Source organism: Flavobacterium sp. GSA192 (assembly GCF_006386525.1).
GTDB classification, from domain to species: domain Bacteria; phylum Bacteroidota; class Bacteroidia; order Flavobacteriales; family Flavobacteriaceae; genus Flavobacterium; species Flavobacterium commune.
The window spans coordinates 198,100-210,874 of the sequence record NZ_VAHC01000001.1; the positions used below are offsets into that span (position 1 = coordinate 198,100).

Below are 12,775 nucleotides of genomic sequence, written 5' to 3' on the forward strand. Positions count from 1 at the left end.
ATTTAATAGCAATACTTTTAATTTCGTGTTTTTAACATATAATTATGCTAAAACAAAGCGTTTTCTAATGTTGTTTTAATGTTGGAGTTGCTTTTGGTGTTATTTTTAGTGCAAGGTTAGTTTAATTTATAATTAGATTTTTTAGAAAATATTTTATAGGGTATTGGTGATGTGAATTTCATTTTGAATCTAGGATGCATTTATAATTAAGAAATAGATTGGCATTCCTATTGTTATGTTTATGGGAAAGGTTACTGCAAGTGCCATTGGTAAAAAAAGCCCCGGATTTGCTTTCGGTACAGTTATTTTCATAGCTGCTGGTACAGCAATGTATGAAGCACTAGCTGCTAATATTGCAAACATAAATCTATTACTAATGTCATCGGTAATTAATGAGCTTATTATTGCAAACAGACAACCGTTAAACAATGGTATTAATATGGCAAATAGGGAAGGGAATAGCCCAAAAGAGAAGAATGATTGTAGTTTTCTACCGCTTGTTATTCCCATGTCTAAAAGAAATATAGCAAGGAATCCTTTGAAAAGATCATTAGTAAAAGGAGCAATACCCTCTGCTTGTTTGTCACTAGCCATAAAACCTATAGTTAAACTTCCTAGAATTAGTAGCACGCTTCCATTAGTTAACGAATGTTTTAGTATTGAATTCTTTTTAATAGTTTTGGATTCTTTTTTGTTAAAGATAGATATTAAAACTAATCCTATTATTATTGCGGGTGACTCCATTAATGCCATTATCGCAACCATGTGTCCATGGAGTTTTAATTGTTGTGCTTCGAGAAATGAAACAGCAGTCACAAATGTTACTGCACTAACCGATCCATAGGCTGCTGCGATTGCTCCCGAATCAAATATGTTTAATTTTTTCTTCAAGATAAAGAATGTATATAAAGGGATAAATATCGAAATGCAAATTCCGAATACCATAGACCAAGCTATTTCGCTAGTAAAGGTTTCGTGTGATAGTTCTTGCCCTCCTTTAAAGCCTATGGCAAATAATAAGTAAAGTGAAATAAATTTAGAGGAGTTTTGGGGTATTTCTAAGTCACTTTTTAAATATACTGCAATAATACCCAATACAAAAAAAAGTAAAGCAGGGTTGGTGAGGTTTTCAATTAGTAGATTAAAATTCATTTCTGTTCTGGTTTATGTTTGTATTATTATTTGAGCTTTCGGGATTTTTCAAACTAATTTGTATTTCTGACCAAATCATTAATTTTTTTTTCTCCTTTTCTGCTTTTAAAGATGTTTCCAAAAACGATTTTAAAACTAATTTCAATTCTTCGGTTTTTTGGATGGCTTGTAAGTCATGTTTGCCATATCTGATTAATGAACTAAAATCCTTTTTTTCATAAAAGCTAATTTTGCTCAAAAGGAGATTGCTTAAAACTTCTCTAAATTCAAAAGGAGTAAATTCTCCCTCGATTAATTTTAATTTTTGCATATGATTTGTTTTAAAGATGATGCAAAAATGGATATTAAATTTTATATATTTTTATTTATATTTGTAATGAATTGCATAAAAATATTTTATGAATTATACTTTAAATCAACTTAAGATATTTCTTAAAATTGTTGAAACTAGGAGTATCACTAAAGCTTCTGAAGACTTGAATTTAACCCAGCCTGCTGTTTCAATTCAGCTGAGGAATTTTCAAAATCAATTTGATATTCCATTGACGGAAGTTATTGGGAGAAAAATTTTTATTACAGATTTTGGATTGGAAATAGCCGAATCGGTCGAAAATATAATTAATCAGGTTTATGCTATTAATTATAAAAGTCTCTCTTATAAAGGACTTTTGTCTGGTAGGTTGAAAATTTCTGTGGTGTCAACAGGTAAGTATGTTATGCCTTTTTATCTTTCAGATTTTATAAAATTGAATCCAGAAATAGAATTGTTAATGGATGTGACTAATAAAAATAGAGTGATAAAAAGTTTGGAGAATAATGAAGTTGATTTTGCGTTAGTATCCATATTACCTGAGACCATTCAAGTTGAAAAGTTGGATTTATTACAAAATAAATTATTCCTTGTTGGAAATAGCAAAGAGCATGCGATCGCTTACACCAATAAAAATTTTAGTGAATTACCTTTAATTTACAGAGAGAAAGGTTCTGGCACAAGACAAACAATGGAAGGGTTTATAAAACAAAATTCAGTTTCAGTATTGAAGAAATTGACACTTACCTCTAACGAGGCTGTTAAACAAGCTTTATTGGCTGGTTTTGGTTATTCTATAATGCCACTAATTGGAATTAAAAATGAACTGCAAAATAATGAGTTGCAGATTATTCCAGTAAAAGGACTTCCTATTAAAACAGTTTGGAGTTTAATTTGGTTAAAAGGGAAAAAACTTTCGCCGATTGCTGTGGCCTATTTGGATTTTTTAAGACAGGAGAAAGATAAAATAATTCAGGAAAAATTTAGTTGGTACGAAGGTTACTAATTTTCGAATTTGATGTAAAAATGCCCTATATCGTGAAAACGATTTAGGGCATTCCATATATGTGTTAGTAAAAAAGTGTTATTTCACCAATAATGAATGACTGGACATAGCAGCAGGTTGAGCTACTCCCATCAAGTCTAAAATTGTTGGAGCAATATCTCCTAAAACACCATCCTGAATAGCTATTTGGTCATTGTCAACTAATATAAAAGGAACAGGATTAGTTGTGTGGGCTGTATTTGGACTTCCATCAGGATTAATCATCGTTTCACAGTTACCGTGGTCAGCAATTACAATAGTCGAATAGCCGTTTGCCAGTGCAGTAGTAATTACTTTTTCGGCACATTTATCTACAGCTTCGCAAGCTTGGATAGCAGCTTCCATAATTCCGGTATGTCCTACCATGTCTCCATTGGCAAAGTTTAGACATACAAAATCCACTTCTCCTTTTTCAAGTTCAGGGCAAAGTGCGTCAGCTAATTCATAAGCACTCATTTCAGGTTGCAAATCATAAGTGGCGACTTTTGGAGAGTTTCTTAAGATACGTGATTCGCCTTCAAACGGCACTTCTCTACCACCTGAAAAGAAGAAAGTTACGTGTGGGTATTTCTCTGTTTCGGCAATACGGATTTGTTTTTTGCCTGCTTTTTCTAAAACTTCGCCTAATGTTTCAGTAATGTTGTCTTTGTTGTAAACTACTTTTACATTTTGATAAGTCTCATCATAATTAGTCAATGTAACATAGTACAAATCTAATTTATGCATGTTTTGCTCGTGGAAATCCTGTTGCGAAAGTGCTTCAGTCAATTCTCTGCCACGATCCGTTCTGAAGTTGAAGAAAATAACAACGTCGTCATCCTGAATAGTTGCTAATGGTTTTTCGTCAGCGTCAACAGCTACAAGCGGTTCAATGAATTCATCAGTGATGTCATTTCCATAGCTGGTAGCAATTGAAGTAACAACATTATGTGTTGGAGTTCCTTTTCCATGAACCACTAAGTCATAAGCAAGTTTTACTCTTTCCCAACGTTTATCACGATCCATCGCATAGTAACGACCAATTACAGAAGCAATTTTTACCGGAGTATTGGCAATATAATCAGTTAGATCCTGGATGTATTTTTTTCCAGATTTAGGATCAACATCTCTACCATCAGTGAAGGCGTGGATGAAAACCTGATCTAAACCGTAATCCTGAGTGGCATCAATTAATCCACGCAAGTGAGAAGTATGAGAGTGTACACCTCCGTCAGAAACTAATCCTAAGAAATGTACTTTTTTGTTATTGTCTTTTGCGTACTGAAAAGCATCTTTTAATACTTGTTCCTGTGCCAAAGTTTTATTGGCTACAGCCAAATTAATTTTAGCTAAATCCTGATAAACAATTCTTCCGGCACCAAGATTCATGTGTCCTACTTCGCTGTTTCCCATTTGACCTTCCGGTAAACCTACGTGTAAACCATCGGTTCTAAGTTGAGCGCTAGGATATTTTTTATAAAGACTGTCTATAAAGGGAACATTTGCATTGTCAATTGCAGATACTTTCGGGTCAGGTGATTTTCCCCAACCATCCAAAATCATAAGGATTACTTTTTTGCTCATTAGTTTTTAGTTTTTGGCAAAGATAAATTATTTCTAAAATCTTCGTTGCGAATAAAATCACAATTATGTATTCAAGAATTTAGCTATGGTAAAAATGACAATTTTGTTGCTGAAATGGTGTTTTGTTAAAATAAATGCAGTTTAAAATTTGGTTTTCACCGAATTATAGTCAATAAAATAACGCAGACTAATGGATAAAATATTAGTCATATTAGCATTAAAAACGGAGTTGATGTTCTGTTTTAAGTTTCTTTGAATACTATTAGTTTCTTCCTGAGAATAATTTCGATATAATAAGGATAATTGGCTTCCGGGAGCAAACCACCAGGAATAAGAAAAGTCAAAATTCCAGGAGTTAAAATTCCTGTTTTTATTAGTGTTGTAGCTATTATTAGCTGTTAAACGGCCATTGTCTTCCAGGTTATAGAAATTTTTGTTGGACGAATACGACCAGTAATATCGGGCATTAAGGTTTATTGTCATCTTGTTGTTGATGGAATATTTACCCGTGAGATTGTTTTGTAGGGTTTCGATGTTTCTTTTGGCAAAAATAATTCCGGAATTGTCAGAGTCAACCCAGCCAATATTGTTGCTGTTTTTTGAATAATCAGTATAAAAACCCAGAGAGAATTTGTCACTAAATCTATATTTGGGACCGGCATAAATTCGGTATGAAAATCGTTTGTTTTCGTCAAACTTTTCAATAGAAGGAGTTATGTCAAAAGTTAGGTTGTTGTTTTTGTTGGATTCCATTTCCAGATAAACAGAAAATCTTCTGGGAATATAGAGAAAACGACCTGTTTGGCGTGGTTCATAAAAATCGTATGTTTCAAAAGGAAGTACATTAATCCCAAGTTGAAAATAGAATAATTTTAAAGTAGTGGCTGTTATAATGGTTTGTATCCAACTGGTATTTTGAATTCTATTAGTACTGTTGTCAACATCTAAATTTACTTCCTGTTCAATTTTTAAGGTGTTGAACAATTTTGTTGGATTTAAAATTCGATAACTGGCATTCACAAAACCACTATAATAGTTAGTGTAGAATAAAATGCCTAAATCATTAGAATCAAAGTTTTTTGAAGTGTATTTTCCGTTAAAAAGGTAACGGTATTTTCCGCTTGTTTTGGCAAAAGTGATGAAGCTTTTAAAACCGTCATAGCTTTCAGTGTCATTGATGCTGCTGTATTTGAAATCACCGGATAAATTATAAGTATTGCCTTTAGTGTTTAAATCGAATACTAATCCACTAACATTGGCATCTCTAAAATTACCGTTACGGCTAGTGTTGGTATTGATAAAAGAAACCGAAGAATTTTGTCTGAATCGTTGATCTAGTACAAGGATGTTGTAATTTGTTAAAGGTTCAATTACTTCAGTTCGGCTGCTGTTGTCATTGGTGTTTTTTATTGTAGCAAAGGTTTTTTCGGTAATGGCGTTTAGAAAACCAATTCCCAATCCTTTTTTAGTTCGTCCTGAAATTTTTATCGCGTTGATTAAATCTACAGTACTGGGATAGTTAGTGATTTGTTCGTTGTTAGCAAAGCTTTCTTCTAAAGTTGATTTGCTAATAATTGGAGTTCCGCCAATTCGTCTGGAATAAAATATATTTCCAATGTTGAATAAGTTAGTTCCTTCGGTAAAAAAAGGTCTGTTTTCGTCTAATTTCTGTTCAAAAGGTTCCAGATTTAGGATTGCATTATCAAATTTAGTTTGTCCAAAATCAGGAATTAAAATGGCATCTAAAGTAAATGCATCGTTGATTCCGTATTTTATATCTAATCCTGCTTTAAGTGTTTTGTCAGCAGAAAAGTTGTCTTTTTGGTAATAAGCCGAAGTATAAGGAATTAGGAACAATCGGGTAGGAGGATTTATGTTTTCTATTCCTTCCAATGTTCCTGATTGTGTTAAGACAGCGCCTATTCGGGTGTCGATATGATTCCAGGTGAATTTTTGCGCATTTCTTTTAATTTCACGCATAAAATTAATGCCCCAGCTTTGTTTTTGGCTCTTAGGAAAACGGATTGCAGCATAAGGGATTTTCATTTCTACTGACCAGCCAAAATGAGTTATTTTGACACTGCTTTGCCATATAGCATCCCATGTAAAATCCTCAGTTTCTTCAGTAGCTAAACAGTCCATTTGCACTCCGGTAGAACTTACATAAAAACGATAATCCTGTTGTCCGTCATTAAAACCGTTTATGAAAACAGCAAAATGATCGGCTACGCCAAAAACGTCTCTTTCGGTTAATTCCCGTTGGATTTTATCAGGTTCGTCGTCGTAAAGTAGTGCCGAAATGTAGATGGCTTCATTGTCGTATAGAACTTTGACTTCGGTTTTTTTATTTTCGCTTATGGCTTTACCGTTATCGGGTTCAAACATAATGAAATTAGAAGCTGTTTCGGTGTTTTCCAGCCATTCGTCTTCTTCAATTTTTCCGTCAATAGCCAGTTCCTTTGTCTTTGATTTTGCCAAAATACTTTTTTTTTGTGCAAAAAGACTCAGGTTTAATAACGCTAAGAAGCAATATATTGATAAACGAAATAACTTCATGAAGGAATGATATCTTAGGCAAAAATAATAAAATAAGTGAAATTAACAACTTTTTAACAACCTCTGGCGTAATAAAAAAACTACTAATAGGTTAAAACTATCTTATTAATGCGGCTTTGTTTTTTTTAAGGGGGCTTTTTTTATATTTTTGGCTGCATAATTAGGTTTTTAAGTAATTAGTATTCAATGGTTTGTAAGGGTTTTTTGGGTTGTGTGTTGCTCGTGTTTTTTTTAGGAACAACTAATGTCTTTTTTTCAAAAGAAAGTAAAACTGAGGTGGTTTTGAAAAATCATCAGGGAAGTGATTTTGTAGAGCCAAGTGTTGAGGAAGTTTATAATAAATTGCATTCGGCAAATTATGATTTGCCTAAACTGGAAAGTTTTAAGAAGGCTTTGGAAGGTTTTTATAAGTTAAAAGCTCAGGGAGTTGTTTCTAAAAACATAATTACACTTATTGATTTTAGTTTATCAGCTAATGTTAAAAGACTTTGGGTGATTGATTTGGATACTGATGTTATCTTGTATCATTCGCTGGTGGCTCACGGAAGAAATACCGGAGGTGAGTTTGCTAATAGTTTTTCTAATACTCCGGAATCCTATAAGAGTAGTTTGGGTTTTTATGTTACGGGAGAAGTGTATAATGGAAAACATGGAAAGTCATTGAAACTGGACGGTTTAGAGAAAGGAATTAATGACAATGCCAGAGAAAGAGCGGTTGTTGTCCATGGAGCTGATTATGTTTCGGATTCTTTTATTCATAATAACAAAAGATTAGGCAGAAGTCTTGGTTGTCCGGCGATTCCATTGGGAATAACAGAAGAATTAATTAGTACTATCAAGGATAAATCTTGTTTGTTTATTTATTATCCTTCGGATTCCTATCAAAATTTGTCAAAGTTGGTTTCTTAGTTCGGTTTGATGAAAAAAAAAATCAGGAGGTAACAATTTAGTTTTAAAAAAGTTAAGCTTGAATTTGTTTTTTGACTAAAAAAAATATGCTCTAAAAATTTGTTTTCAACTTAACTTATTCTTTATATTTGCACCACGCTAATGCGGAAGTAGCTCAGTTGGTAGAGCTCCAGCCTTCCAAGCTGGTTGTCGCGAGTTCGAGCCTCGTCTTCCGCTCATAGAAACCGAAATTTAATAGTTTCGGTTTTTTTAAAATAAAATTTGGAGGTGTTTGAATAATTTGTATATTTGCACCCGTTATGCGGAAGTAGCTCAGTTGGTAGAGCTCCAGCCTTCCAAGCTGGTTGTCGCGAGTTCGAGCCTCGTCTTCCGCTCTTAGAAACCGAAACTTAATAGTTTCGGTTTTTTTTATTGGATAAAACTCAATTCCGAGTTTGGTTTTATTTCAACGGGAATGCGGTTTTTTTGGAATAATTTGGCTGATAACTTTCCTTTCAAAATTATTTTTCCGTCTTTTATTTCGAGCCAACTTCCTTCTTTTAGTCCTAAAACCGGGAAATTATTAAAGTGATGAAATTCGTTAATCCTGGTTTCCCGGCTTTCTCCCATGTGAGTCGATTGGGAATCGGCATCTATAAAATGTACGTTTAAATTAAAAGGAATTAGTCCTAAGGTTTGAAAGCTTGGTGGATAAACAATAGGCATGTCGTTAGTGGTTTGCATGCTCAGTCCGGCAATGTTGCTGCCTGCGCTGGTTCCTAAGTAGGGAGTGCCTTTTTCGAGTGTTTCTTTTAGCGTAGTCATGATTTTTTCATGGTACAATTGTTTTACTAATAAAAAGGTATTGCCTCCGCCTGTAAAAATTCCTTCGGCATTTTGAATGGCCTGAGCAGGGTTTTCATATTGATGAATTCCTTTTATGACGATATTGATTTTGGCGAAAACCGAAGCTGTTTTTTGAGTGTATTCATCATACGAAATCCCGCTGGGCCTGGCGTAAGGAATGAATAGCACAGTTTTACAGTTTTTGAAATGTGATTTCAATTTAGGGAGTAAGTATTCTAAATAGCTGCTTCCGAAAAGGGTAGAGGTGCTGGCTAGTAATAGATTTTTCATGGTATTTTTTGATTTAAAGATATAAAATCGGTTTGCTAATCAGTTTGATTTATTAACAAATTTTTATCAGCTTCTTAGTATCAAATTGGGATGAGCTTGATTTATTTTTACTCTTTGATTTTGTGTCAGATGAGGGTATTTGTAGCTGTTTTTTTTATTTTGTTTACAACTGTTGTTTTGGGGCAGCTAAAGAAAGCTTCTGAAATAAGAGGGCAGGTGAGTGCTTATGTGTCTAATTTGGACGGCATTTATGTTATTAATCTAAAATCTGAGCAAACGGTTTTTACGGATTTAAATGGAGAATTTGTTATTGAGGCTAATGTAGGTGATACTTTGGTTTTTTCGGGTTTGCAAACTAAACGCAAAGAAGTAGTGTTGAATGCCGAAGATTTTAAGAAAGCTGTTTTGAAAGTGCATTTAATTACCATGATTCATGAATTGAATGAAGTGGTAGTTAGAAATTATAATTCGATTAATGCGGTGTCACTTGGAATTGTTTCTTCAGGCCAAAAAAAATATACCCCAGCCGAGAGAAAATATGCCACTGCAAGTTCGGCTCGTTTAAATCCTATGGGTTTGGATCCTGTAATTAATCTTATTTCCGGTCGTAGTAAGATGTTGAAAAAAGAAATAGAGGTCGAGAAAAAAGAATCATATATGGCTATGTTGGAAAAAATGTTTGATAAAGAACATTTTATTAATACATTGCAGTTGCCTTTGGAATATATAAAAGGTTTTGAGTATTATGTAGTGGATAATCAAAAATTCACTAAAATATTAGAGATGAAAAACAAAACTACAATTGAATTTTTGTTAGGAGAATTGGCAGTGAAATACAAAGCGATAATTGCCCTTGAAAACAAATAATTTTCTTTTACTATTGCTGTTTTTGTTTGGCCAAATTATTTTTGGTCAGGATAATCGAAAGCAAATCCGTGGACTTATTCGCGTTGATTCTACTTCGGTAGAAGGGGTGAATATTGTTAATCAAACTACTCAAAAAACAACTTCGACCGACAAGAATGGAAGTTTTACACTTTTTTTAAAAGAAGGTGACGAACTGCTGTTTTCTGCGGTAAATCTTGTAACTTTACGTAAAAAGATAGTTCAGGCTGATTTAGAAAAAGCTGTTTTAATAGTTCAGTTACAAATTGAAAGCATCCCGCTCAAAGAAGTAATCATTAAAGAAGATTCCAAAATTAATGCTGAAAGTTTAGGGATTATTCCAAGTGGGCAAAAAAAATATACGGTTGCTGAAAGGAGATTGTACACTGCAAGATCAGGTTTTTTAGACAGGCCGTTGAACTGGATGTCAGGAAGAACAGCGATGCTAAAGAAGGAGTTAATTGTTGCTGAAAAAGAACAATTGATGGCTAAATTAGAATATCTTTTTGAAGAAAATTTTTATATTGAAACATTAAAAATCAGGAAAGATTATATCAGGGATTTTCAGTTGTATTGCATAGAAAATGATGATTTTGTGTCTTCGTTAAAATCAAAAAACAAAACTCTGTCCAAGTTTTATATCTTAACTCTGGCTAAAAATTATAATAAAATAACGGTCTATGAAAACTAAAGTAAGTATTTTAATTTTTCTTCTTTTAACTCAATTTTCTTTTGGTCAAGTAGGTGAGCAAAAAACACTTAAAGGTCAAGTGCGAAATAATTTGGTTCCGGTTGAAAACGTAATTGTTTTTAATGTGAATTCAAATGTGGGAGATGTAGTGGATCAATATGGCTTGTTTGAAGTTAAGGCAAAGGCTCATGATACCTTAGTTTTTTCCAGTTTGTCTTTTAAATCTAGAAAAATTGTTCTTTCCGAGGCTGATTTTGTTGCGTCTAAGTTGATTGTCAATTTAGAAGTTTTTACTAATGAATTGGCTGAGGTTTTAATTCTGGCTAAGAAAGAATTAAATCCTGTTGAAGGAAATACGCAAAAATATGTTGACTTGAAATACTTTGATGATGCTAAATCTTCTCCTAAAAACAGGACTTTACCTCCGGTTGGCGGTATAGAAAACGGAGTGGACTTTGTAAGGATTTATAAAGATGTCTTGGGAGTTTTAAGAAAAAACAATCCTCAAAAAACGGATTTTTATAAAGAAACCAGTTTTTCTGAAGTGGTAATGGATAAGGTGAATTATGGTTTTTTTTCTAACACCTTGCATTTAAAAGATGATGAGATTAAATTGTTTTTAATTTATTGTGAAAATGATTCTAAGTCACGACAATTAATGCAACCAAGTGAGGAGTTTCGATTAATGGATTTTCTTATTACTAAGAACACGGAGTATAAAAAAATAACGAAACACTAGAAAAACAATAATCGTCAAGCGTTTGGTTTACAAAAAATAAAGGTCTTTATTTTAAGAGAAAATTTAAAAATAGACTTTTTTAATTTTGGTATATTTGCATTTTAAAAAAAAATATAGAATATGTTTGGTATTGGAGGAGGAGAGTTAGTCTTTATAATGTTTGTAGTTTTATTGTTGTTTGGATCGGATAAGATTCCGGAAATTGCCCGTACAATGGGAAAAGCAATGGCGCAATTAAAAAATGCTACAAATGATATAAAACATGAAATTCAGAAAGGTGCAGAGGAAAATGGTTTAGATGCAAAATCATTGTCAGAAATGACAGGTGGTATCAATTCGCAAATTAATCAGGTAAAAGAAGATATTTTAGGAGATAGTGTTGTTCAGGCAACCAAAATCAAAGAAGATATTGAAGATATTGCCGGTCCGGTAAAACGTAGTCGATAATGTTAGATAAGCTCCTCTCGTTAGATGTTCAATTATTAGTGTATTTAAATGGACTTGGGTCAGAGTCTTACGATAGTTTGTGGCTTTTTATAACCAAACAAACCAATTGGATTCCACTTTTTTTAATACTACTTTATGTTATTTATAAAAAAATAGGTGGTAAGCAAATATTGTATGTGCTGTTGTTTATAGCATTACTTATTTTTATTACTGATCAGTGTACTAATTTGTTTAAGCATGGAGTGCAGCGATTACGTCCTTGTAATAATCCGGATGTTTATTCGATGATCCGGGTGGTGAAAAAAACAAAATCGTTTAGTTTTTTCTCGGGACATGCAGCAAATAGTATGGCGGCAGCTGTGTTTATTTATCATCTTATTAAACCGTATTTTAAATATACTTTTTTATTATTTCTTTGGCCTTTAATTTTTGCTTATAGCCGAATTTATTTAGGATTGCATTATCCGTTAGATATTTTGAGTGGTTATTTATTTGGAATGTTAACAGGGTGGTTAGTTTTTAGAATATATCAATTTACACAAATAAAATATTTTCCGCTTTAAGAAGAAAGTTTGTGAAAATAAAAAACGCATATTCACAGTTTGTATAGTTTGTGGATGTGCGTTTTTGTTTTAGGGAATGTTTTAAAGTACTCTGCTTACTGTTAGCCCGTCTCTGATAGGAAGTAAAACGGTTTCTACTCTTGGGTCTTCTTTTAATAATTTATTGTAATCAAGTAATATTTTTGTGCTTTTGTCTTTTGGGTTTAAAGGTTCTAAAACTTTACCGCTCCAAAGTACATTGTCTGATAAAATAATGCCTCCTTTATTCATTCTGGGAACAATCAACTCAAAATAATTCAGGTAATTTTCTTTATCGGCATCAATAAAAACCAAATCAAATTTGATGTCAAGCGTAGGGATGATATCGACTGCTTCGCCTAAATGTTGAACAATTTGATTGCCCCAAGGTGATTTGTCAAAATGTTTTCTCTGAAAATCGACTAATTCTTCTTTGATGTCTATGGTATGCAATTGGCCGTTTTCCTGCATACCTTCGCATAAACATAAAGCCGAATAACCGGTATAAGTTCCAATTTCAAGAATATTCAACGGACGAATTAATTTAGACAACATACTTAAAACCCTGCCTTGGAAATGCCCGCTTAACATTCGTGGCAATAAAATTTTTTGATAGGTTTCCTTGTTTAAAGCTGCTAATAATTCGGGCTCTTTTTCAGAATGTTGTTCGATGTAATCTTCTAATTCTTGAGAAATGAAATGCATTTTGCTGTGTTTTTTTCAATTTGTGCCAAAGTTATCAAATTATCAAAACAACAAATCAACAAATAGTCATTAAATT

Annotated in this window: 13 protein-coding genes and 2 tRNA genes; 9 read left to right on the top strand and 6 right to left on the bottom strand. The window is 32.9% G+C overall.

Annotation, left to right across the window (positions count from 1 at the left end; genetic code table 11):
- Window positions 1–189: 189 nt before the first annotated feature.
- Both FDM27_RS00940 and FDM27_RS00945 read right to left on the bottom strand, forming a co-directional pair.
- Window positions 190–1,152 carry a sodium-dependent bicarbonate transport family permease gene (locus FDM27_RS00940; RefSeq protein WP_071184910.1) on the bottom strand — a complete coding sequence of 321 codons (963 nt, stop codon included), beginning with the start codon at window positions 1,150–1,152 and terminating at the stop codon, window positions 190–192.
- A complete protein-coding gene (locus FDM27_RS00945; RefSeq protein WP_071184911.1) occupies window positions 1,142–1,462 on the bottom strand; it encodes a hypothetical protein in 321 nt (106 codons plus the stop codon). The genes FDM27_RS00940 and FDM27_RS00945 overlap by 11 nt, the downstream gene beginning before the upstream one ends.
- Window positions 1,463–1,550: 88 nt before the next feature.
- Between FDM27_RS00945 and FDM27_RS00950 the strand changes: the two genes are divergently transcribed.
- Window positions 1,551–2,468 (top strand): LysR family transcriptional regulator, encoded by a 918-nt coding sequence (locus FDM27_RS00950; protein WP_140484844.1) that lies wholly within the window; start codon window positions 1,551–1,553, stop codon window positions 2,466–2,468.
- A gap of 78 nt (window positions 2,469–2,546) precedes the next feature.
- Here FDM27_RS00950 and gpmI read toward each other — a convergent pair whose 3' ends face one another.
- Together gpmI and FDM27_RS00960 are read right to left on the bottom strand one after the other, a co-directional pair.
- Window positions 2,547–4,070 carry a 2,3-bisphosphoglycerate-independent phosphoglycerate mutase gene (gene gpmI / locus FDM27_RS00955; RefSeq protein ID WP_140484845.1) on the bottom strand — a complete coding sequence of 508 codons (1,524 nt, stop codon included), beginning with the start codon at window positions 4,068–4,070 and terminating at the stop codon, window positions 2,547–2,549.
- A 141-nt stretch (window positions 4,071–4,211) separates the two neighbouring features.
- Window positions 4,212–6,548 (bottom strand): DUF5916 domain-containing protein, encoded by a 2,337-nt coding sequence (locus FDM27_RS00960; RefSeq protein ID WP_317133604.1) that lies wholly within the window; start codon window positions 6,546–6,548, stop codon window positions 4,212–4,214.
- A gap of 264 nt (window positions 6,549–6,812) precedes the next feature.
- Here FDM27_RS00960 and FDM27_RS00965 point away from each other — a divergent pair, with 264 nt between their 5' ends.
- The 3 genes from FDM27_RS00965 to FDM27_RS00975 all read left to right on the top strand — a co-directional run bounded on the left by FDM27_RS00965 (window position 6,813) and on the right by FDM27_RS00975 (window position 7,909).
- Window positions 6,813–7,535, top strand: coding sequence for a murein L,D-transpeptidase catalytic domain family protein (locus tag FDM27_RS00965; RefSeq protein WP_140484847.1), 723 nt, complete (start codon window positions 6,813–6,815; stop codon window positions 7,533–7,535).
- A 143-nt stretch (window positions 7,536–7,678) separates the two neighbouring features.
- A tRNA-Gly gene (locus tag FDM27_RS00970) sits at window positions 7,679–7,751 on the top strand.
- Between the two features lie 85 nt (window positions 7,752–7,836).
- A tRNA-Gly gene (locus FDM27_RS00975) sits at window positions 7,837–7,909 on the top strand.
- A 34-nt stretch (window positions 7,910–7,943) separates the two neighbouring features.
- Here the strand turns inward: FDM27_RS00975 and pepE are convergent.
- Entirely contained in the window at window positions 7,944–8,651 is a 708-nt protein-coding gene (gene pepE, locus FDM27_RS00980; RefSeq protein WP_140484848.1) for a dipeptidase PepE, read from the bottom strand.
- A 129-nt stretch (window positions 8,652–8,780) separates the two neighbouring features.
- Here pepE and FDM27_RS00985 point away from each other — a divergent pair, with 129 nt between their 5' ends.
- The 5 genes from FDM27_RS00985 (at window position 8,781) to FDM27_RS01005 (ending at window position 11,976) form a co-directional block, all read left to right on the top strand.
- Window positions 8,781–9,518 carry a hypothetical protein gene (locus tag FDM27_RS00985; RefSeq protein ID WP_140484849.1) on the top strand — a complete coding sequence of 246 codons (738 nt, stop codon included), beginning with the start codon at window positions 8,781–8,783 and terminating at the stop codon, window positions 9,516–9,518.
- Window positions 9,505–10,227, top strand: coding sequence for a carboxypeptidase-like regulatory domain-containing protein (locus FDM27_RS00990; protein WP_140484850.1), 723 nt, complete (start codon window positions 9,505–9,507; stop codon window positions 10,225–10,227). The genes FDM27_RS00985 and FDM27_RS00990 overlap by 14 nt, the downstream gene beginning before the upstream one ends.
- Window positions 10,217–10,966, top strand: a complete 750-nt coding sequence (locus tag FDM27_RS00995) for a hypothetical protein (protein ID WP_140484851.1) — start codon at window positions 10,217–10,219, stop codon at window positions 10,964–10,966. The genes FDM27_RS00990 and FDM27_RS00995 overlap by 11 nt, the downstream gene beginning before the upstream one ends.
- 120 nt (window positions 10,967–11,086) lie before the next feature.
- Complete coding sequence (locus tag FDM27_RS01000) at window positions 11,087–11,413, top strand: twin-arginine translocase TatA/TatE family subunit (protein ID WP_071184919.1); 327 nt, start codon at window positions 11,087–11,089, stop codon at window positions 11,411–11,413.
- Window positions 11,413–11,976: a phosphatase PAP2 family protein gene (locus FDM27_RS01005; protein ID WP_140484852.1), complete on the top strand. Its 564-nt coding sequence runs from the start codon at window positions 11,413–11,415 to the stop codon at window positions 11,974–11,976. Before FDM27_RS01000 ends, FDM27_RS01005 begins: the two co-directional genes overlap by 1 nt.
- 81 nt (window positions 11,977–12,057) lie before the next feature.
- Here the strand turns inward: FDM27_RS01005 and FDM27_RS01010 are convergent, their stop codons facing one another.
- The gene (locus tag FDM27_RS01010; RefSeq protein ID WP_071184921.1) at window positions 12,058–12,699 is read right to left on the bottom strand and encodes an O-methyltransferase; all 642 of its coding nucleotides are present in this window, start codon (window positions 12,697–12,699) and stop codon (window positions 12,058–12,060) included.
- Window positions 12,700–12,775 lie beyond the last annotated feature (76 nt).